At 59.4% G+C, this 20,782-nt stretch carries 17 protein-coding genes, 1 tRNA gene and 1 pseudogene; 13 read left to right on the forward strand and 6 right to left on the reverse strand.

Features of this window, described 5'->3' with window-relative positions; genetic code table 11:
* The first annotated feature begins 104 nt into the window (after window positions 1-104).
* Window positions 105-216, forward strand: a tRNA-OTHER gene (locus PI739_RS22135).
* A gap of 214 nt (window positions 217-430) precedes the next feature.
* Here PI739_RS22135 and msrA read toward each other — a convergent pair.
* Window positions 431-937, reverse strand: a complete 507-nt coding sequence (msrA, locus tag PI739_RS22140; RefSeq protein WP_003372371.1) for a peptide-methionine (S)-S-oxide reductase MsrA — start codon at window positions 935-937, stop codon at window positions 431-433.
* Between the two features lie 443 nt (window positions 938-1,380).
* Here msrA and PI739_RS22145 point away from each other — a divergent pair, with 443 nt between their 5' ends.
* Entirely contained in the window at window positions 1,381-2,196 is an 816-nt protein-coding gene (locus PI739_RS22145; RefSeq protein ID WP_271352186.1) for a formate/nitrite transporter family protein, read from the forward strand.
* Between the two features lie 176 nt (window positions 2,197-2,372).
* On the opposite strand, the gene PI739_RS22150 is transcribed toward PI739_RS22145, so the two are convergent.
* Together PI739_RS22150 and PI739_RS22155 are read right to left on the reverse strand one after the other, a co-directional pair.
* On the reverse strand, window positions 2,373-2,948 hold the full coding sequence (locus PI739_RS22150; protein WP_054081699.1) for a LysE family translocator: 576 nt from the start codon (window positions 2,946-2,948) through the stop codon (window positions 2,373-2,375).
* A 49-nt stretch (window positions 2,949-2,997) separates the two neighbouring features.
* Entirely contained in the window at window positions 2,998-3,834 is an 837-nt protein-coding gene (locus PI739_RS22155; protein WP_054081700.1) for an AraC family transcriptional regulator, read from the reverse strand.
* A 299-nt stretch (window positions 3,835-4,133) separates the two neighbouring features.
* Between PI739_RS22155 and PI739_RS22160 the strand changes: the two genes are divergently transcribed.
* The 3 genes and pseudogenes from PI739_RS22160 (at window position 4,134) to PI739_RS22170 (ending at window position 5,589) form a co-directional block, all read left to right on the forward strand.
* Entirely contained in the window at window positions 4,134-4,727 is a 594-nt protein-coding gene (locus PI739_RS22160; RefSeq protein ID WP_054081701.1) for an Sbal_3080 family lipoprotein, read from the forward strand.
* A 54-nt stretch (window positions 4,728-4,781) separates the two neighbouring features.
* A pseudogene (locus PI739_RS22165) lies at window positions 4,782-5,105 on the forward strand (type II toxin-antitoxin system RelE/ParE family toxin).
* Window positions 5,098-5,589 (forward strand): addiction module antidote protein, encoded by a 492-nt coding sequence (locus tag PI739_RS22170; protein WP_054081702.1) that lies wholly within the window; start codon window positions 5,098-5,100, stop codon window positions 5,587-5,589. Before PI739_RS22165 ends, PI739_RS22170 begins: the two are co-directional and overlap by 8 nt.
* 94 nt (window positions 5,590-5,683) lie before the next feature.
* Here the strand turns inward: PI739_RS22170 and PI739_RS22175 are convergent, their stop codons facing one another.
* The 3 genes from PI739_RS22175 to PI739_RS22185 all read right to left on the reverse strand — a co-directional run bounded on the left by PI739_RS22175 (window position 5,684) and on the right by PI739_RS22185 (window position 11,109).
* Window positions 5,684-6,316, reverse strand: a complete 633-nt coding sequence (locus tag PI739_RS22175) for a 4'-phosphopantetheinyl transferase family protein (protein ID WP_054081790.1) — start codon at window positions 6,314-6,316, stop codon at window positions 5,684-5,686.
* Window positions 6,313-10,353: a Pls/PosA family non-ribosomal peptide synthetase gene (locus PI739_RS22180; RefSeq protein ID WP_054081703.1), complete on the reverse strand. Its 4,041-nt coding sequence runs from the start codon at window positions 10,351-10,353 to the stop codon at window positions 6,313-6,315. The genes PI739_RS22175 and PI739_RS22180 overlap by 4 nt, the downstream gene beginning before the upstream one ends.
* Before the next feature lie 252 nt (window positions 10,354-10,605).
* Entirely contained in the window at window positions 10,606-11,109 is a 504-nt protein-coding gene (locus PI739_RS22185) for a GNAT family N-acetyltransferase (RefSeq protein WP_054081704.1), read from the reverse strand.
* Window positions 11,110-11,249: 140 nt separating this feature from the next.
* On the opposite strand from PI739_RS22185, the gene PI739_RS22190 reads away from it, so the two are divergent.
* The 8 genes from PI739_RS22190 (at window position 11,250) to pqqB (ending at window position 20,774) form a co-directional block, all read left to right on the forward strand.
* Window positions 11,250-12,380, forward strand: coding sequence for a Fic family protein (locus tag PI739_RS22190; RefSeq protein ID WP_003372383.1), 1,131 nt, complete (start codon window positions 11,250-11,252; stop codon window positions 12,378-12,380).
* A gap of 491 nt (window positions 12,381-12,871) precedes the next feature.
* Complete coding sequence (locus PI739_RS22195; RefSeq protein ID WP_032609321.1) at window positions 12,872-13,957, forward strand: FUSC family protein; 1,086 nt, start codon at window positions 12,872-12,874, stop codon at window positions 13,955-13,957.
* Window positions 13,958-13,967: 10 nt separating this feature from the next.
* Complete coding sequence (locus tag PI739_RS22200) at window positions 13,968-14,429, forward strand: Lrp/AsnC family transcriptional regulator (RefSeq protein WP_002555556.1); 462 nt, start codon at window positions 13,968-13,970, stop codon at window positions 14,427-14,429.
* A 151-nt stretch (window positions 14,430-14,580) separates the two neighbouring features.
* Window positions 14,581-16,260: a flavin monoamine oxidase family protein gene (locus PI739_RS22205; RefSeq protein ID WP_003341224.1), complete on the forward strand. Its 1,680-nt coding sequence runs from the start codon at window positions 14,581-14,583 to the stop codon at window positions 16,258-16,260.
* Window positions 16,261-16,275: 15 nt separating this feature from the next.
* Window positions 16,276-17,070 (forward strand): carbon-nitrogen hydrolase family protein, encoded by a 795-nt coding sequence (locus tag PI739_RS22210; protein WP_054081705.1) that lies wholly within the window; start codon window positions 16,276-16,278, stop codon window positions 17,068-17,070.
* Window positions 17,071-17,275: 205 nt separating this feature from the next.
* Entirely contained in the window at window positions 17,276-19,564 is a 2,289-nt protein-coding gene (gene pqqF, locus PI739_RS22215) for a pyrroloquinoline quinone biosynthesis protein PqqF (protein WP_054081706.1), read from the forward strand.
* 135 nt (window positions 19,565-19,699) lie between these two features.
* The gene (gene pqqA / locus PI739_RS22220; RefSeq protein WP_003422658.1) at window positions 19,700-19,774 is read left to right on the forward strand and encodes a pyrroloquinoline quinone precursor peptide PqqA; all 75 of its coding nucleotides are present in this window, start codon (window positions 19,700-19,702) and stop codon (window positions 19,772-19,774) included.
* Window positions 19,775-19,862: 88 nt separating this feature from the next.
* Window positions 19,863-20,774, forward strand: a complete 912-nt coding sequence (gene pqqB, locus PI739_RS22225) for a pyrroloquinoline quinone biosynthesis protein PqqB (protein ID WP_003372392.1) — start codon at window positions 19,863-19,865, stop codon at window positions 20,772-20,774.
* Window positions 20,775-20,782: the final 8 nt, after the last annotated feature.

Consider the following 20,782-nt stretch of genomic DNA (forward strand, 5'->3'; position numbering starts at 1 on the left):
AGACACGCCCTCCCTGCGAGATACGCTGAAAAATCAGTACAACCACAGTACAGTACTTAGCTTGAGACACTTTCTCTAAACTACGCTAAACACCAGTAAAACCGGGGCCTACAGCTATGCCAACCTACGTTCACCTACGAACGATTTCTCTAGGCATAGCACGTCGCCCAGCAACTCATAATCCTTTGGTCCACGGTTCGAGTCCGTGTGGGCCCAGCACATCCAAAGCCGCGCACTGCGCGGCTTTTGTGTTCCTGATGAGGTCCTCTCAGACACAGTCCTGTAGTGGTCTAGCGATTCCAGACACTCATTCGGGTGAGAATATCGCCAAGTAGAAGTGCCTGATTACCACTACAGCTGCCTGCATGACAGGGGCAGGCCAGCTTTTGCGCTCTCCCCCTATCGCGGCCTTTCCCGGTGCGATTCAGGTTCAAGCCCGCTTGGGCAACTTCCAGTTTGGCCGGATAAAGTGGCAGGTATAACCGTTCGGTATCCGTTCCAGATAATCCTGATGCTCCGGCTCCGCTTCCCAGAACTCGCTGGCGGGCTCGATTTGCGTGACCACACGCCCCGGCCACAGCTTGGAGGCGTCCACGTCAGCCGCGGTATCTTCGGCAATATCCCTTTGCTGTTCGCTCAGGTAGTAAATCGCCGAACGATAGCTTGGTCCAAGATCATTGCCCTGCCGGTTAGGCGTGCTCGGGTCATGGATCTGGAAAAAGAACTCAAGAATCTGCCGATAGCTGATTACCGCCGGGTCAAACACGATCTCAATCGCTTCGGCATGATTGCCGTGGTTGCGGTAGGTGGCGTTCGGTACGTCACCACCGGTGTAGCCGACTCGCGTGTGCAGCACGCCGGGGTAGCGTCGCAACAAATCTTGCATGCCCCAGAAGCAGCCGCCGGCAAGGATGGCGGTTTCGGTTGGGTTGGTCATGGTCTGTCCTTGCGGTTTATGGAGACAGGGATAGTTATGGGGTGATGCCGGCCAATACCAAGCCGGATGAAGTAAAAAACAGGATCGTGTTGCGAAACGAGTAAACGTCTTACAGAAGCCTTGGCGCCTTGCTCCGTTGCCTACCGTTGCGTCAGAATCCGCTCGCTTGAGCGCTTGAGTCAGCGTTTCCAAGATGGCTCGGTCGCTGACAACTCAGTGATCGGGTTTAGTTGACCCACTACAAACATGCCGACCAAACCACTATAAGCCCACTCCCCCCACAGTATCCTCCCCAGTCATCGACCCTCTCAATCACCCGATCAAAACATCCGATTAGCCATCTCCCGAAACATTCCGTAACGTTGTTTCCCGGTGCGACAGATGCGCGCACCGCTTGAGCTTTTAATCCCCCCGCTCAGCCCACGACCACGCACGAGCCCACCATGTCTTTGAACACCCCGCAGCAAATCGCTGAAATTGCCGTCGAAAGCGGCGTCAAGAAGGCCCACCTGAGCCTGCCGTCGTTGATGATCCTGGGCTTTCTGGCAGGGGCTTTCATTGCCCTCGGGTTTCTTCTCGACATTCATGTCAGCACCATGATCCCTCACGAGTGGGCGTCGCTGGGCAATCTGCTGGGCGCTGTGGTGTTTCCGGTCGGGCTGATTCTGGTGGTGCTGGCCGGTGGCGAGTTGCTGACCGGCAACATGATGAGCCTGCCCATGGCGCTGTTCGCCGGGCGTATCGGTCTGGGTCAGTTGGTGCGCAACTGGGTACTGGTGACGCTGGCCAACCTGATCGGCGCGCTGTTCGTCGCCTATTGTTTCGGCCATGTGGTGGGGCTGACTGAAGGCGCCTTCATGGCCAAGACCGTGGCCATCGCCAATGCCAAGGTGGGGGCCAGCTTTGAACAGGCGTTCATCTCCGGCATTGGCTGCAATTGGCTGGTGTGCCTGGCGGTGTGGCTCAGCTACGCGAGCAAGGACGTGATCGGTAAAGTAGTCGGCATGTGGTTTCCGGTGATGGCATTCGTCGCGATCGGCTTTCAGCACATCGTCGCCAACATGTTCGTCATTCCTGCAGCGATCTTTGCCGGCGCCTTGAGCTGGGCGCAGTTCGGCGACAATTTCGTCCCGGTATTTTTGGGCAACGCGGTGGGCGGCGCGGTGTTCGTCGGCCTGCCCTATCACTTGGCCTTCTTCAATGCGGCAACACGACCTGCTGAGCTGTCCAGGACCAGCGGCGCGCAAGCTCCGAAATAATCTGACGCCATATAAGCTCTGCGGTGAAAAGAGATGACGACCGCAGAGCAAACCAGCAAGTTGAAGAGCAAAACTCACGTCACAAGCAAATAGTCGAGTTGCTCGACAAGAGCAGCCTTTGATTTGAAATGAAGCAGACTCCTCGCGTACCTGCTGCCAACCCATGCCGCACACGTTCAGACACTGTCCATAAAACCGATCCACGCCGCCAGCAGCAACAAAACCGCCAGCAATCGATTCATCCACTGCACTCGCCAAGGCGATGTGAGCCAGCGGGTCGAGCCTGCGCCCATCAGCGCCCAGCTGCCGAGGCAGGGCAAGGAAATCAGAAAGAACACCAGCGCCAGGTAAGACACCGGGTTGCGCTGGCTGAATACACTGACCACCGCCAGCGCCATGACCCAGGTCTTGGGATTTACTACTTGCAGTGCTGCGCCACCGATAAAGCCCATCGGCAGGCTGTTTTGCCGCTCGATTGAGTCGGTCGGGCTGGCACCTATCTTCCAGGCCAGCCAGGTCAGCCACAGCACGCCGACCCATGCCATGACGCGCTGAGCATTGGGGATCGCGAGCAGTGAGTGGCCGATACCCATGCCGACGAGCAACACCAACAGTGCAGCGCCGGTGCAGGCTCCCAGAATCAACGGTACAACGGCGCGCCAGCCGAAGCGGGCACTGTTGCTTAATACCAGGATGTTGGTGGGGCCGGGGGTGATCGAGGCGACGAAGGCGAACAGTATGAAAGGCAGCATGATCGGCAATCCAGGGCTGAAAAAGCCCATGCTGCGACATACCACAGGATCAGTCTGGAAGGTTTGAGCAGCGCAAGCGATAGGCCGCCGGGCTCAGTCCGTAGGCGCGCATGAACCAGCGGCCCAGATGGCTTTGGTCAGCGAAGCCCAGATCGCTGGCCACCTGAGCGGGCCAGATTCCAGCTGCCAGCATTCGACGAGCCTTGGCCAGGCGCAGCTGTACCAGATATGCATGAGGCGGCAGGCCGAAGGCGGCCTTGAACGCCCGCGTCAGGCGAAAGCGGTCGACGCCACAAATAGCTGCCAACTCGTTCATGCCCACGTCCTGATGCAGATGCGCGTGCAGATAATCCCTCGCCCGCAAGGCCACTTGCGGCAAGCGCGGATCGGGATCGGTCATGCGTCGCCATTGCACCCGATCAATGAGCTGCGCCAGTAATTCATCCAACGCGCTTTGACGAACGATGCGTAGCTCATTTTGGTGCAGCGCCGTGAAAGCGAACGTGACCGCGTGAGCCAGCCGTGATTCGGTTTGCAGGGTGTTGGCGAAAGAAGGCAGATGCTGGTCGGGAGCCTGCTCGAACAACCCACTGAGCTCCCGGCTCAGCCAATGCGGGTCCAGGTACAGCATCTGATAAGTGAACCCTTCGGCGCACGGGGCATTGCCATCATGAATTTCCCCCGGCTCCAATGTGAACACCTGCCCGGGCGTGCTGGCATGGCGCTGACGGCGGCAATTGAACTGCTGCACACCTTGCCGGGTAACGCCCACCAGATAGCTGTCATGCCAATGGGGATCATAAGCATGCCCCTGAAAGTGCGCGTGCAGCGTCTCGATGCCTGTATCAAGGTCGCGAGCGAGGTCTATCCAGTGTGTGGAAGGCATAAAACACCTGAATCGATGAAAGCGATTGGTTATCGCTGACGTCAGGAGGTGAGTCTAGAACATTCGTGCATTCATCTTCCTGGTCCGACTTTCCTTGAAGGTGCATGGGATGCTGGTGATACGGTCGGGGCGGACACAATGAGTTCGCCAAACACTCGCAACGCTCGGTAGAGCCTTAAAGACTCAAGGCCGCGGCGAACCGTCAATAAAAGCGCAAATCGACCTCTCCATAGTCGGGACGAGTGAACTCACACGAGCCGTGATACCTTCGCCGCCCAACTCATGACAAGGAGGTCGCCATGCGCACCCTTTACACCCCCCTGATTCTGGCATCAGCAGTATTTGCGTCTGGTTGCACCATCAAGCAAACAGTGACTCCCGTCGAGCTGTCTTCGGACCTGGCGCCGGAAATCTGCATGATTCCCGCCGATGGCCTGCGCGAGGGGTTCAATACAACCTACGTAAGATTGCTGACCGAGAAAGGCTTCCATACACGACAAATCCCGCCGGGCAGCAGCCCATCCAGTTGCCCTTTGACAACGACTTATATCGGGACCTGGAGCTGGGATATGGCGATCTACATGAGTTACGCCGATATTCGCGTTTATCAATTTGGTCAGCAGGTCGGTCAGGCTGAGTATGATTCACGCTGGGGTGGCGGTCGCGTAATCGATAAATTTATCGATGCCGAGAAAAAGATAACCGAAATGACTAATCATTTATTTCCAAAGGGCGCGGCCGGACTGAAGGGAGCCAAAGGTTCGAACTCTGTTGCCGGCAGATCGCCGCTGACAAAAGAGGCTTACCAGCAGCAACAGCTTGATCTGCTCAAAGAGCAGGCACTCCCCTATGCTGACTATCAAAAGCGCTATAACCAGATCATGGCTGAGTAAGACCTTATGTCAGCCCACTCGACAAACTGTAGCCAATAGGCCACACTCAAAGCTATGACGAATACCACCGAGTACACCATAAGCACCACGTCTCAGTTCGATGACTGGCTTGACGGTGTGAAAGATGCAAAAGGCAAGGCTGCTGTATTGGTCCGTTTGGATCGAGCCAAAGCAGGCAACTTTGGTGACTCTGAACCAGTGGGCGAAGGCGTAAGCTAAATGCGGGTTTTTGTAGGCCCAGGGTATCGTGTTTACTACGTACGCTCGGGTCAAGCCGAATACCTTATGCTTTCGGGTAGTGACAAAACCGACCAAAGACGCGGTATCAAGGAGGCGAAAGCGATTCTTGATGCCATGAGGGTAAGATCAAATGACTGAAATCAAATCAACTCCAGAGGAGATGCCTATCCTCAACCTCAACACATCCGGTACCAGCCGCTATGAAGCCTCCCGCTTTCTCGACAATCCGGAAACGATCAGTGCTTACCTTGCTGAAAGCATGAAGGCAAAAGATCCTGAATTACTCATGAAGGCTTTGTCCGAGGTAGCGAAAGCGCAAGGAGTGAACAAGGTTGCCCGAGATGCCGGGGTTAATCGGGAAAGCCTTTATAAATCGCTTAAGGGCGGCGCGAAGACTCGCTATGACACCATTAGAAAGCTGATGGAGGCCGTTGGAGTAGAGCTAACCGTGCAGCCAATTGCGACGAATTCTGTTGATAGCGGGTCAAGTAAGCAACCGCGGCAAGCAGCAAAAGTAGCCTCGGCCAAGGCTGCTGCAAAGCCTAAGCTCGTCAGAGAGGGCACCATAGGCAAGGCCAATAAAGGCCAGCGCGCAGCGAAAAGCACTGTAGCCAGCGCGTGAGCTGTCCAGGCATGGCTTCCGGATGCGGAAGCCAGCAGTCAAATCGATGGTGTTACTAATACGTGTGGCGTGTAGCGACGACCTGCTGGAAATCTTACTGATGTTTTTGCTTGAAGAGCGGCACGCACGCATCAGCACATAGCGCTCCCAAAGCCACCACTCCAACCATCCCCTCCGCCAATTCAACCTCAACCCCCACACCCTGCAACCCTCCCTGTGCTGTCCATTCATCGAGCGCCAATCCATGCAACTTCAAAAACGCTTCGCGCCTGCACCATGCCTTGGCAAAGGCAACCGCACGCATCGACTCGGGCATGCCTGACAGCACACTGGCAACCTCAGCCCCCAGATAATCCAGCGCGACCGCATGCCAGTCCGGTACCGCCTGAACCTGCATCAAGTCCACGCCCACTGCGCCGTGGAGATTGACGGCAGCAAGAGAGAACCCGGCTTCGTGGCTGATGGAAAACCCGGGCTCCGACAGCCCGTCGATAAGCAATCGCGGCGCGACACCTGAGGCGCTGATGAACGTGATCGCCCCGGATGGCAATTCGAGCCACTGCTCCACGGCGATACGCACGCAAGCCCGAATGCGGTTTCTGGCCTCATCTCTTGCACAGCCTGGCCTAGTGACGCAGCTGACCAGCAATACATTCTGCCGAGGGAAGGACTCTGGAGGGGCGAGCCGGCCATCTTCATCGAATACCCAGCTCGCCCCGCACTTCATGCCCTGTCCGGTGACGCGGGGCAACCGGCCCATCGGCTGGCGGCAGGGATATGCTCGCCCTTCATCACCAGGGTCAGTGCGCCAAGGTGCGCATCGTTGCCGACGACAGCGCTATACAGCACGGCGCTGCGTGGCCCCATGTACACACGCTCGCCGATGCTGACGTGATCAATCTTCATGATTCGGTCTTCGAACAGGTGGGTCTGCGGGCAGGCGCCGGCATTCAGTTCGCTGTCTGCGCCGATGCTGACGCAGTCGAATTCGGTGATGTCGGTGGTGTCCATGTAAACCCCGCGACCAATCCTGCAGCCGAGCACATTGAACGCCAGTGGCAACCACGGTGTGCCGCGCAGGTAGCGCATGAAGTTCGGTGCGGCCATGCCTTCGTACAGACTGGTGATGCCCTCCGACAGCCATACGAAGGGCGTCCACATCGGGTCAGCGCGTTTGCGATAGCGGCCCATCACCAGCCATTTCAGGGCCGCGATCAGCAGAAAGTTACCCACGCTGTACGCCACGCCGATCACTGCAAGGTAGGCCAGCACCGCGCCCCAGCGCTCGTCGTCGGCGAGTGGCATCAGGTCAAGCATGACCGTGTAGCCAACGGCGATCACCACCGCGTGCGGGGTGACAATGCGCACGCCTTCGACCAGTCCTCGGGCCAGGCGGCGCAGCGGTGAAGGCTTGAAGGTCAGTGATTCGGGAGCGCCACTCACCTGCTCGCGGGCAGGCAGGTGGATCGGTGGTGAGCCCAGCCAGGTGTCGCCGTCGACCATTTTGCTGTTGTGCGGCGCGCAGGAATGGACGCCGATCAGGACGTTTTCCGGCAGTACCGTGCCGTCCGCGATGTACCCGCCGTTGCCGACAAAGCTGCGATGCGACACGACCGTGGGTTGCATGGTCATCCAGCCGCCGTCGATACGCTCATCACCGAGCATCACCGCATCCGCGATAAAGGTTTCATCGCCCAGGGTCAGCATGTCCGGGATGACGCCCTGTGCGCTGGAAATCTCGGCGTCGCGCCCTACTTTCGCGCCCAGCAGTCGATACCAGAAGGGCGAATACACCGTGGCGTAGATGCCGGACAGCACGTTGAGGCTCGCTTCCTGAATCTGGCTGATCAGCCACTTGGCGCAGTAGGTATTGCTGTGCACCTCATAACGGCCCGGCTTGAGGCGTGGGAAGACGACCCAGCGCAATGCGGCAGAGGCCAGAACAGTCGCGACAATCAGCACCGCACTGGCCGGGAACGCGAGCAGGAAATAGCGCGCCAGTTGTCCCAATGGTCCGCTGCCCTCGAACCATGGCAAGACGTTCTGCGTGTCGAACCAGTCGATCAGGAAAAAGGTCGGGAAGACCGGGATGAAGAACAGCGTCGCGACCAGCAGAACGCCGAACACGAAGAACAGCTTTTCTGCCCGCAAACGCGCCGGGCTGGTCACAGGCCGTGCAGGTTGGCCGAGCGTATCGAACGCGCCGACATCACGCGCTGGCGAGCCTTGCCAGATGCGCCCAGCCGGAACCTCCCGACCATCGGGCATGGCTGACTGGGCTTCCAGATGCCCCCACGGGCCTACAGCCGTATTGCCTTCCATGATCACGTAAGAGCCGACACAGGCATTGTCCTGCAAGGCGATAAGGCCCAGATGCAACTGGCCCCGCTCGACGCGCGCATTTTCGAAGCTGACACCGTTGCCGACGCTGACCCCGTCGCCGATTTCCAGCAGGTCATGAGCCCGTACTGTAGCGCCGCCAATAATCACGTCCTGCCCGATCTTCGCGCCCAGTGCGCGCAGCCACAGGGGATAAAGTGAGGAGCCGCTCAGCAGGTAAGTCGGCGCCGACTCGACCATGCGGTCTGCGGCCCACCAGCGAAAATAGGTAACGCCCCACAGCGGATAGATCCCAGGCTTCAGGCGGCCGACGATCAGCCACTTGGCTGCCAGCGCGATGAAAAACTGCAGAACGGTAGCAATCAGGAATACCGAGATCGACGCCAGCGTCGCCAATGTGACAGAGTCGTCGGGCGAGCCGGTGAGCAGGTGATAGGTAAAGAACGGTGCGAGCCACTGGGTCATGCGCAGGCTGACCATGATCGGCAATGCCAGCGCCTGGGCCACGCCGCAGCGCCAGCGACGCCAGGCTGACGGAGGCGTCCAGTCCACCGGCGCATCCACCTCTTGTGGCGCCTGATCCAGCACTTCAGCAATCGCGCCGATACGCCGATGCTGGTAAATGTCGCGCACCGTGACTTGAGCGAAGCGCGGGGTGGCCCGCAGCGCCGAGGCCAAACGCGCGGCAAAGAAGGAATGCCCGCCCAGATCGGTGAAAAAGTCCGCATCGCGGCGGATCGGCATGCCGGGGAACAGTGTGCTCAGCGCGGCAAACAGTGCGATCTCACCTTCGGTTTGCGCCACATCGGACTCTGCGCTGGCGGCCTTGGCATCCACCGTCAACGGCCGGGCCTTGAGCGTTTTGCGGTCGATTTTGCCGGACGTGAGGCGCGGCATGCTGTCGAGCAGTTCGAAGTGTCCCGGCACCATGTACGGCGGCAACTGCGCCTGCAGGGTTTTGCGCAACTGACTCGTGAATGCGGAAGGCGTCGACGTGTCGCTCACCAGATAGGCAATCAGTTGATCAACGCCCGCCTCGTTACGCAACAGGACAGCAACGGTGCCCACGCCAGGCTGTTGCGCCAACAGAGATTCAATCTCGCCCAGTTCGACGCGAAAGCCGCGAATTTTTACCTGATCGTCGGCACGCCCGAGGCACTGCACCTGCCCTTCGTCGTCGATCCGGGCAAGGTCGCCGGTTCGATACAGGCGCGCATCGTGATAGCCGGTGGACCACGGGTTCGGCAGGAATTTTTCCTGGGTCAGGTCCGCCCGGCCGAGATATCCCTCAGCCAGGCCAGGGCCAATAATGCACAGCTCACCGACTTCGCCACGCGGCAGCAGGCTGGGCGCCAGGGTGCTCCCGACCGCAGGGTCATTGGCGATGACCAACAGCCCGTAATTGGGTAACGGTGTGCCAATCGACACCGGGCGACCACGCGACAGACGCGCCAGGCTGGCCGATACAGTGGCTTCGGTAGGGCCGTAGGTGTTGAACATCTGCCGGTTCGGCGTTGCCCAGCGATCGACCAGCGATTCAGGGCACATCTCGCCGCCCAGATTGATCAGGCGCAGGCCGGGAACGTCTTCGCTGAACAGCGCCAGCAAAGTGGGCACCGCATGCAAGACGCTGATGCGCTGCTCATTCAGCAAGCGCGGCAGGGTTTCGGGGTCACCGCTGGTTTCCTTCGGACCTATCCACAGCGTCGCGCCCACCAGATAGGCAATCCAGATTTCTTCGAAGGACATGTCGAAGGCCACGGAAAAGCCCTGGTAAACCCGGTCGCTGGCACGAATGCCAAGTATCGCGTTCTCGCTGCGCAGAAAATGGCAGATGCTGCGCTGGGAAATCAGAATGCCCTTGGGCTTGCCCGTGGAGCCGGAGGTGTAAATCACATAGGCAGGATGGTCGGGAAGCACCCCACTGCGACGCACCAACGCTGCGTCGGTCGGCGTCAGCAGGTGTTCGGCAGTCCACACCTTCAAACCGGTATCGGCCAGCACCGGCATCAACGCATCGCAGGACACCAGCCCGACTGCGCTGGCGTCGTCCAGGCAAACCTGCAGACGCTCTACCGGCGTGTCCTGATCCAGAGGCAGCCACGCGGCGCCCGCCTTGGCAATACCGGCCTGCATGACCAGCAGCTCAATGCCGCGCGGCAACCACAGACCGACAATGTGCCCCGGCCGAACACCCGCACCGATCAGCGCAGACGCCACCTGATCGGCCTGCCGGTCCAGATCGCCATAACTGATCTGATGCTCGCCGAAGATCAGTGCCACTTGCTGCGGGTTGCGCCGGGCACTGGCTTCCAGCAAATCGGCCAGCACCTCCTCACGTAGCAGCTCAGGTTGGATTGGACCGTAAATCACGTCCAGCGATTGTTCGTTCTGGCCTAGCGTCGACAGGTTCAGGTTATTCATGGCAGCAGGTATTAGCTCGTCTGAAGGAGGTGCCTGAGATTTTCTGGTTATGAGCCGGTCCGTCAGCGATTGGCGCGAATTCTGTGGTCGTTGCGTGTCCGGAATATGTCCGTTTTGATACATTTTGGCTGGAGCGCTGCAGCTCTCACCGGGGCAAGAGAACAGGCTGGCAAGGCGAATATGGCAAAGGCTGGCTGTACGAATCTTGAACAACAAAACGAAGGTGGCGGATTGCCCACATTGCTGTGCGGGTTACAGCAGACGCCACAAGGTCTCGCGTGTCGCGGGGTTGAAAGACTGCGCCTGACGGTCCATGACGCCTCTCAGTCCATCGCCAATACGCTCTGCCGGCATCGGGTGGAAGCCATGTTGCCGAAACCATGGACCGTTCCAGCGTGGCTCGCGAAATGTCGTCAGGCTTATCGCGTGCAGTTGGCAAACCTGCGCGTACGCCTCGACAGACGCCAGCAGGCTTTTTCCGACACCCTTGCCGGATGCACCAGGCTCGACCGAGATGTTGTCCAGGTACAGGAAATCATCCAGCAAGCGCATGGCTGTAAAACCGATGATGTCACCGCTGCGCCTGTTGGCAGCCACCACCACCCGGCAGGCTTCGAACCTGTCTGCGCCCAGCGGAGGGTTTTCGGCGACATGCGCCAGGGAAGGAATGCTTTTGTACCGGTGACGCGCCCGCGCCGACAGGCGTTGTAACGATTCCAGGTCGCTGTGTTGCGACACACGCAGATCAAATTCCATCCGCTTTTCCTCCCTGACTGCCTGACATCGAAACCAGACGCCGATGAGCACGTCTGGACGGTGAGCCGAATAATCACCACAATCGGCTCATCTCATGAGCCGATTAACTTTTTATTCGGCTCACTGCATAGGCGGATACGATGTCCGAACATCTCTGGATCTGGCAACAGCCGAACTGGCCCCGCTTTCATTGGCGCGAAGAACGCCTTGCACCGTTGATACGAGCGTGCGCCAAGGCTCAAGGTCGCTTGCTGGGTATGAGCGGTGCAGTGGGTGGCGATGCGCAAATGTGCGAGGGCTTGAATGCCCTGCTGCAGAATATCGTCACTTCGTCCGCCATCGAAGGCGAGCGACTGAATGCAGATTCTGTCAGGTCGTCGCTGGCACGCCGCCTGGGGATCGCCGATAACGGCAAGCATAGCCCTCGCAGCGAGGGGTTGGCCGAGCTGATGCTGGACGCTACACGTGGTCATGATCAGCCACTTGACTTGCAACGTCTGTGTACCTGGCATCGCTGGCTGTTCCCGGAAGAGGACAGCTTTGTGTCTGCTCGCATCCTGGTTGGTCAATTGCGTAGCGACGAACCTATGCAAGTGGTCTCAGGGAGGCTTGATCGACCCATCGTGCATTTTGAAGCGCCACCGCGGGCTGGACTTGAGCAACAGCTGGAAGATTTTCTCGACTGGTTTGCCGGCAGTCAAAGTGATCCGACGCTCGATCCATTCGTGCGGGCAGGTATCGCGCATTTCTGGTTTGTAACCCTGCATCCGTTTGACGACGGCAATGGTCGCCTGACTCGGGCCATTACAGACCTGGCGCTGACTCAGGGCGATCAGCAAGCCATACGACTGTTTGCCATGTCCGCCAGCATCCTTGCTGACCGCGCCGGCTATTACCACGTTCTGGAGACCAGTCAGAAAAGCACGACCGATATCACCGAGTGGCTGGAATGGTTCCTGCGCACATTGTTGAAAAGCATTGAAAACGCCTTGGTTCATATAGAACGAGTACTGGGAAAAACGCGATTTTGGCAATTACATCGCGACAACGACCTGAACGCCGAACAGGTCAAGGTGCTGAATCGACTGCTGGATGGCGGCGAGCGTGGCTTTGAAAACGGTCTGAGCGCAGCGCAGTATCAGGCAGTGGCGAAGGTCTCGAAGGCCACCGCTACCCGCCACTTAAGTGATCTGCTTGCCAAAAACTGCCTGGTTCGCCTGCCCGGTGGAGGCCGCAGCACTCGTTACCAGATCAATCGGCCCTTGCCGTAGAACCCTACACAGCAGAAGGAGTTGCCAGCGCTTCAGACGTGCGCCACTGGTCGCATAGACTGCAGCATCCAGTTCCGCACCGGACAGGAACTGGCTGTAGTAATCATGCAGTTCGGCTTCCCAACCGGCCACCTCGTCCAGCGCCGCCTCGGCTTATTCCTTGCTCAAGGCAAAGTGAGCGTACTGACTGAGCAGATTGCCTCGGTTGAGCCGCGACCCTTCGATGCCGACTGACATGGGAAGTGTGGACCTGAAAATAACAGCTCACGAAAGAACACATTAATCCTCATAAAGCCTCACTAAGTGACACCTTAACTACTCATAAAATCGTGACTACTGCCCTCAGCGCGTCATTCCTACACCTAGAATGCGCAATGCCACGTCACTGATCATCGACATACCCCACCCATCCCCCATCAAAATGTGGCTTACTGAAGCCTGCCATCATCCAATCAGGGAATCTCTTCCCTACCCTCGCGGTCTCTTAACGCATGACGAATTCGCGCTCTGCTTTCATACCCTCCTGGCTTCGCCCTGTTCTGCGTCCTTTGCTGGACCCGTATCGCCGTTATCGGCATGCGCGGCTGATCCACGCGGCGCGGATTGCGGTGGGCTTGCTGGTGACTATCCTGCTGACCACCGGCCTCAACCTGCCTCACGGTGAGTGGGCATCGGTGACCATGCTGATCGTGATCGGCGGTTTGCAGCATCACGGCAATATCGGCAAGAAGTCGGTCGAACGGGCCTACGGAACCTTGATCGGTGCCGGTCTCGGTCTGATCGTGGTGGTTCAGCAGGGCTATCTGGAAATGCCGTTGCTGACCTACGCAATGATGTCGGTGATGTGCGGTTTCTTCGCCTATCACGCCATCGGCAAAGGGGGTTACACCGCGCTGCTGTCGGCGATCACGCTGTTCATCGTCGCCGGTCATGGTTACAACCCGATCAGTGACGGGCTGTGGCGTACCGTCGATATCCTGATTGGTATCGCGCTGGCCCTGGCGTTCTCCTTCGCCCTGCCGCTGTATGCGGTGTTTTCCTGGCGCTACAACCTGGCCAGTGGTTTGCGTGACTGCGCCAAGGTCTACGGGCGCATCGTGCAGGGCCAGCCGGTTACCGCCGACGAGCATTTGAAACTGACCGCCAGGCTCAACGGCACGATGCTGCAATTGCGCTCGCTGCTGCCGTCGGTGTCCAAGGAAGTGAAGATGTCCATGGTCGAGCTGGACGCCATTCAGGGCCACTTCCGCATGTGCCTGAGCACCCTGGAGATTCTCGCCAATATTCGCCCGGCGAACCTGAATCAGCTTGCCGACGAGACGCTCAAGGCATCGTTGGACGCTGACTACCGCCAGATTCGTCGGCAATTGATCGGCATGGCGCGCGCCCTGCAAACCGGTGCCACCGAGCGCCTGGAACGCACGACCGAAACACCGGAGACGCCGGAAACACCACCAGTGAAAGCCGTCATTCCTACCGAGCTGAAGGGCTACCACTTGATGACCCAGCAGTTAGCGCTCAACCTCGACGGCCTGCAGGCACGTCTGGCCAAGACCGCCAAACGCTGGAAGTTTTAAGGAACCGCCCGTGCCCGATACCCGCCCGCCTGTGCTGGATGAAATCGATCGCCAGCTGATTGCCGCGCTGCAAATCAATGCGCGCGAAAGCGTCGCCATGCTCGCCCGGCAACTGGGCATCGCGCGTACCACCGTGACCTCGCGGCTGGCGCGCCTGGAAAGCAGTAAAGTGATTACCGGTTACGGCGTGCGCCTTGGCCAGCGCGTGGTCAGTGGCGGGTTGCAGGCGTATGTCGGCATTACCGTGCAACCTCGATCGGGCAAGGAGGTGCTGCGGCGCCTCAGTGCCATGGCGCAGGTTCAGCAACTCTGTGCGGTGAGTGGCGAGTTCGACTATGTCGCCTGGCTGCGCACGGACTCTCCCGAGCAACTGGACCAGCTACTGGACCTGATCGGCAGCGTGGATGGTGTCGAGAAGACCACGACATCGATCATCCTCAGCAGCAAGATCGACCGCGGCCAGCCGGTGTAACTGCACGCTTCTATCAAGCAGTGATACAAACTGACCAGCAAATTCGTCACTTAGCCCAAACAAACAGCATATCGACGACACTTTGCGTCTTATTAACGTGTCCGCCCTTCTCTAGACTGTTGTTTTTCGCCGTTGCCCATCAAGGTCCGTCATGAAGAACAACCGTCACCCCGCCAACGGCAAAAAGCCGATCACCATGTTCGGCCCCGACTTCCCCTTCGCCTTCGATGACTGGATTGAGCACCCGAAAGGTCTGGGCAGCATTCCGGTGGAGAACCACGGTGCTGAAGTGGCAATTATCGGTGCCGGGATAGCCGGTCTGGTGGCGGCCTACGAATTGATGAAGATGGGCCTCAAACCGGTGGTGTACGAAGCCTCGAAAATGGGTGGCCGCCTGCGCTCGCAGGAGTTCGAAGGCGCCAAAGGCATCGTGGCCGAACTGGGCGGCATGCGCTTTCCGGTGTCCTCGACAGCGTTCTTCCATTACGTCGACAAGCTGGGCCTTGAGTCCAGGCCGTTCCCCAACCCGCTGACCGCGGCGTCCGGCAGCACCGTTATCGACCTGGAAGGCACCACCTACTACGCACAAATGCTCTCGGACCTGCCGGCACTGTTTCAGGAAGTCGCCGACGCCTGGGCCGATGCACTGGAAAGCGGCTCGCAATTCGGTGACATCCAGCAGGCGATCCGTGACCGCGATGTACCGCGTCTCAAAGAGCTGTGGAACAAGCTGGTGCCGTTATGGGACGACCGCACGTTCTATGACTTTGTCGCGACCTCCAAGGCCTTCGCCAAGCTGTCGTTCTTTCACCGCGAAGTGTTTGGCCAGGTGGGCTTCGGCACTGGCGGCTGGGATTCGGACTTCCCCAACTCGATGCTGGAAATCTTCCGTGTGGTGATGACCAACTGCGATGAGCACCAGCATCTGATCGTCGGCGGCGTGCAGCAAGTGCCGGTCGGCTTGTGGAGCCACGTCCCCGAGCATTGCGCGCACTGGCCCAAGGGCACCAGCCTGTCGTCGTTGCACCGCGGCGCACCACGTCCCGGTGTGAAGCGCATTGCACGCGCCGAGGATGGCAGTTTTGCGGTGACCGATAATTGGGGCGACACCCGGCAATACGCTGCCGTGCTGACGACCTGCCAGAGCTGGCTGCTGACCACGCAGATCGAGTGCGAAGAGTCGCTGTTCTCGCAGAAAATGTGGATGGCCCTGGACCGCACCCGCTACATGCAGTCGTCAAAGACGTTCGTGATGGTCGACCGCCCGTTCTGGAAGGACAAGGACCCGGAAACCGGCCGCGACCTGATGAGCATGACCCTCACCGACCGGCTGACCCGTGGCACTTACCTGTTCGATAACGGCGACGACAAGCCCGGCGTGATCTGCCTGTCCTACTCATGGATGAGCGATGCACTGAAGATGCTCCCGCAGCCCATCGAGAAGCGGGTGAAGCTGGCGCTGGATGCCTTGAAGAAAATCTACCCGAAAGTGGACATCGCGGCGCGGATCATCGGTGATCCGATTACCGTGTCATGGGAAGCCGATCCGCACTTCCTGGGTGCGTTCAAGGGTGCGCTGCCGGGCCATTACCGCTATAACCAGCGCATGTACGCGCACTTCATGCAGCAGGACATGCCCAGCGAACAGCGCGGCATGTTCATCGCCGGCGACGATGTGTCCTGGACACCGGCATGGGTCGAAGGCGCTGTGCAGACTTCGCTGAATGCTGTGTGGGGCATCATGAACCACTTTGGCGGCAAAACTCACGCCGAGAACCCCGGCCCCGGTGATGTGTTCCACGAAATCGGCCCGATTGCACTGGGCGACTGAAAGAAGGAAATCCCCATGCGCGTTGCGCTGTATCAATGCCCGCCATTGCCGCTGGATGTCAGCGGCAACCTGACTCGCCTGAAACAGCAGGCTCAGGCCGCCGCCGAACAAGGGGCACAGGTGCTGATCTGTCCGGAAATGTTCCTCAGCGGCTACAACATCGGCGCCCAGGCTGTCGGTGAGCTGGCACAGGCGCAGGACGGTCCGGCAGCAACGCGCATTGCCGCCATCGCACAGGCTAGTGGCATTGCGATCCTCTACGGCTATCCGGAGCGCGCCGCCGATCGGCAGATCTACAACGCTGTGCAGTTGATCGACAGCCAGGGCAAACGCCTGTGCAACTATCGCAAGACGCACCTGTTCAGCGAGCTCGACAGGTCGATGTTCGCTGCAGGCGACGATCATTACCCGGTGGTCGAGTTGAATGGCTGGCGCCTGGGCCTGTTGATTTGCTACGACGTGGAATTCCCCGAAAACACTCGTCGGCTGGCCTTAGCGGGGGCCGAGTTGATTCTGGTCCCGACCGCAAACATGCTGCCTTACGATTTCGTCTGCGACGTGACCGTTCGGGCGCGGGCTTTCGAGAATCACTGCTACGTGGTGTACGCCAACTACTGCGGCAGTGAGGGCGCGATTCGTTACTGCGGGCTCAGCAGCCTCTGCGCGCCGGACGGCAGCCGCCCGTTGCTGGCGGGTCAGGACGAAGCATTGCTGATCGGCACGCTGGACAAGTCACTGCTGGCCCAGGCCAGAACCGCTAACGACTACTTCGTGGATCGCCGCCCGGCGCTTTATACGTCGCTGACTTGATCCTGAAGAGGCCGGTACAGCCTCTGGAAATAGCGCGTTTGCTCATCGTCATTCTCGTTGCCTATCGTGCCAATGCTCTGCGTTGGCATGCCGTTCTGGACGCTCTGCGTCCTCTATTTCGCAGCTTTGAGCAGCAGGCTCGCGAACGGGTCTGTTAATCCGCTAGCATGACGCCTCGCCTCGCACAGCTTTCCGGACGCCCCTCATGCCTGCCGCACACGCCGCCGACACTCAACGCCTCACGCTGGCCAACGGCTTGAATGTGGTGCTGTGTCACGAGCCACGGCTCAAGCGCTGTGCGGCCTCATTGCGCGTGGCAGCCGGCAGTCACGATGCGCCACAAGCGTGGCCGGGGCTGGCGCATTTTCTGGAGCATCTGTTTTTCCTCGGCACCGAACGCTTCCCGGCCGGGGATAACCTGATGACCTTCGTGCAGCGTCATGGCGGGCAGGTCAATGCCAGCACCCGTGAGCGCACCACTGACTTCTTCTTCGAATTGCCGCAAGCGGCCTTCGCCCAAGGGCTGGAGCGGCTATGCGACATGCTTGCCCGGCCGCGCATGGACACCGCAGATCAATTACGCGAACGCGAAGTGCTGCATGCCGAATTCATCGCCTGGCGCGGCGATAGCGCATCCGGCAATCAGGCGCGCCTGCTGACAGCGATCAACCCACAGCATCCGCTGCGCGGCTTTCACGCCGGCAATCGCTACAGCCTGTCAGTACCCAACCCGGCTTTTCAGCAAGCGTTGAAAGACTTTTATCGAGGCTTCTATCAGGCCGGGCAGATGACCCTGTGCCTGAGTGGCCCGCTGCCGGTGGCTGAACTGCAGGCGCTGGCGATAAACCACGGCGCGGTTTTCGCCACCGGAATGAAGGTCACACAGCGCCCGCCTCCAGCATTGATGGCCAGCCCTCGACAGGCTGGCGAGCAAAACCATCTGCTGTTTGCCTTCGAGGACTTGCCAGACAAGGCTGGCGAAGCGGTGGCCTTCTTCTGTCACTGGCTCAATGCCGCGCAGCCTGGTGGACTGGTCGCCGAGCTGGTGCGCAGGGGCCTTTGCACCTCATTGAACGCCGCGCCGCTGTACCAGTTCGGCGGGCAGCTTTTGCTGGATATCGAGTTTAAAGGCGACCCGGCGAACGCGACCGCTATCAGTAGCCTGCTTTTCAGCTGGCTCGGTTTTTTCAAAGCTCACTGGCCAACGCAAATCGAGGAATACCACCGTCTCGAACGACGCCGTCTGCAGACGTGCGGAGCATTGGCTCTGGCAAACCATCACTGTCGCGAAACGCCCACGCAGTTGAGCGAGCAAGGCCAAAAAACGTTAAGTGCATTACTGGCGAAGCTCACCGCTGATGTGGATAACCTCGTTCCAGAGCCGGTCACTTGGCGCCTGCCAGCGCCGAATCCATTTCTTCATACGGCAGCGGACGACCCCGCTGAAGCCGCGCTGTACCTGCGCTGGCAACTGCCATCCCCGCAGCCCGCTCTTTGGCGGATGCTCGATGCGGCGCTCAAGCCACTGGTCGAAGACGCACGTCAGGCCGGAGTAACCCTGACCTTCACCGCGTACGGTCCGTACTGGCAGCTTCAATTGAACGGTTCGCGCGAACCGATGCCAGCGGTCCTGAAACAAAGCCTGCAGCGCTTGCAACACCCCGATACCCACGCACAGGAAAACGACGAGCCGGTGTTGATCCCGATTCGTCAGTTGCTCAAGCAGCTTGCCGATCACTTCTTGCGCAATGAGCCGGAGGCGAGCATAAGCGACCTGCCAGGCGTATGGGCGGCTTCGCGCTGGATCAGTTTCACCAGCGGTATTGAACGGGCCAGCCAGTCAATGCTGGACGCGGTGTTGAATGCAGCACCCGGCGTTCAGCGAACTTCCCCACACGATCTGCCAGCCATTCGCGCTGGCAAGCACTGGGCGACGGAAGCATCGTCCTCCCCGGAAGACGCCGTGCTGGTGTTCTGCCCCGCGCCCACGACTTCCATCGAAGATGAAGCGGCCTGGCGTCTGCTCGCGCACCTGGCTCAAGCGCCGTTCTATCAGCGGCTGCGGGTCGAACTGCAATTGGGTTACGCGGTATTCAGTAGCCTCAGGCAGATCGACGGACGGACCGGTTTGCTGTTCGGCGTGCAATCACCCACCTGCAATGCCCAGCAACTGTTTGCGCACATCGAGGCCTTTATCGGCGGATTGCCGCAGTGGGTCCGCGATGCAGATTTGCCTGAGCAGACCAAAGCCCTTGCAGCGCAGTTCGAGCCGTCGAGCCTGCCGGAGCAACAGCGTGCCGACCTGCAGTGGCAGGCACACCTCGCCGGGCACCGGGGTGACCATGCGCAGACCTTGCAGCGCGCTCTGTCAAATCTGGATACACACTCGTTGCTGGCCTCTGCGGATCAATTGATCAACGCCACAGGGGGCTGGCTAATCGTGGCCAATCGCCCTGCCAGCGCGGCCGTTCCGCAATCCTTACCTGAACGGTAACGGTCTTTCATGCAGATTCTAGCCCTGCTGAATTGTGAAAATGAGTAACATAGCTCCCTAAGCATCTGAACGTATGCCTCCAGCGATGCACTAAGATGTAGTCACCCACCGCTGCACTTATCCGAGGAGATTTTTATGTCGTGGACTAAACCTGCTTACACTGATCTGCGTATCGGTTTTGAAGTCACCATGTACTTCGCAAGCCGTTGATTTCAGTGCGCTGTGAAGCCTCGGTTCGCCGGGGCTTTTTTTATGGTTGTGGCTGTTTTTTATTTCAGAGCGTGTCCCAGGAGCTGTCATGTACATCCAGATTCTAGGTTCTGCTGCTGGCGGTGGATTCCCCCAGTGGAACTGCAACTGCGTCAATTGCGCGGGTTTTCGCGACGGCAGCCTGCGTGCCCATGCGCGGACCCAGTCGTCCATTGCGCTGTCCGACGACGGTATCAACTGGGTGCTGTGCAACGCCTCACCTGACATTCGCGCGCAATTGCAGGGCTTTGCGCCGATGCAGCCCGGGCGCGCATTGCGCGACACCGGCATCAGCGCGATCGTGTTGATGGACAGCCAGATCGATCACACCACCGGCCTGCTCAGCCTGCGTGAAGGCTGCCCGCATCAGGTGTGGTGTACCGACATGGTCCATGAGGACCTGAGCACCGGCTTCCCGCTGTTCGAAATGCTCAAGCACTGGAACGGCGGCCTGACCTGGAACCGCATCGAATTACAGGGCAGCTTTGTGATTCCGGCCTGCCCGAACCTGCGCTTCACGCCCTTTCCGCTGCGCAGCGCCGCCCCGCCCTACTCGCCACACCGTTTCGACCCGCACCCGGGCGACAACATCGGCCTGCTGGTCGAAGACACCCGCACTGGCGGCAAGCTGTTCTATGCCCCGGGCCTGGGCAAGGTCGATGACGCACTGGCCGAGAAAATGCATGACGCCGACTGCCTGCTGGTCGACGGCACAATGTGGGACGACGACGAAATGCAGCGCCGTGGCGTGGGCACGCGTACCGGCCGGGAAATGGGCCATCTGGCACAGAACGGCCCCGGCGGCATGCTGGAAGTCCTCGAAGGCTTTCCCGAGCAGCGCAAAGTGCTTATCCACATCAACAACACCAACCCGATTCTCGACGAAGACTCCCCGGAACGTGCGGAGCTGGTTCGTCGCAACGTCGAAGTGGCCTTCGATGGCATGAGCATCGAGCTTTAGGAGCTGAC

This window comes from Pseudomonas cerasi, assembly GCF_027983475.1.
GTDB classification, from domain to species: Bacteria; Pseudomonadota; Gammaproteobacteria; order Pseudomonadales; family Pseudomonadaceae; genus Aquipseudomonas; species Aquipseudomonas cerasi.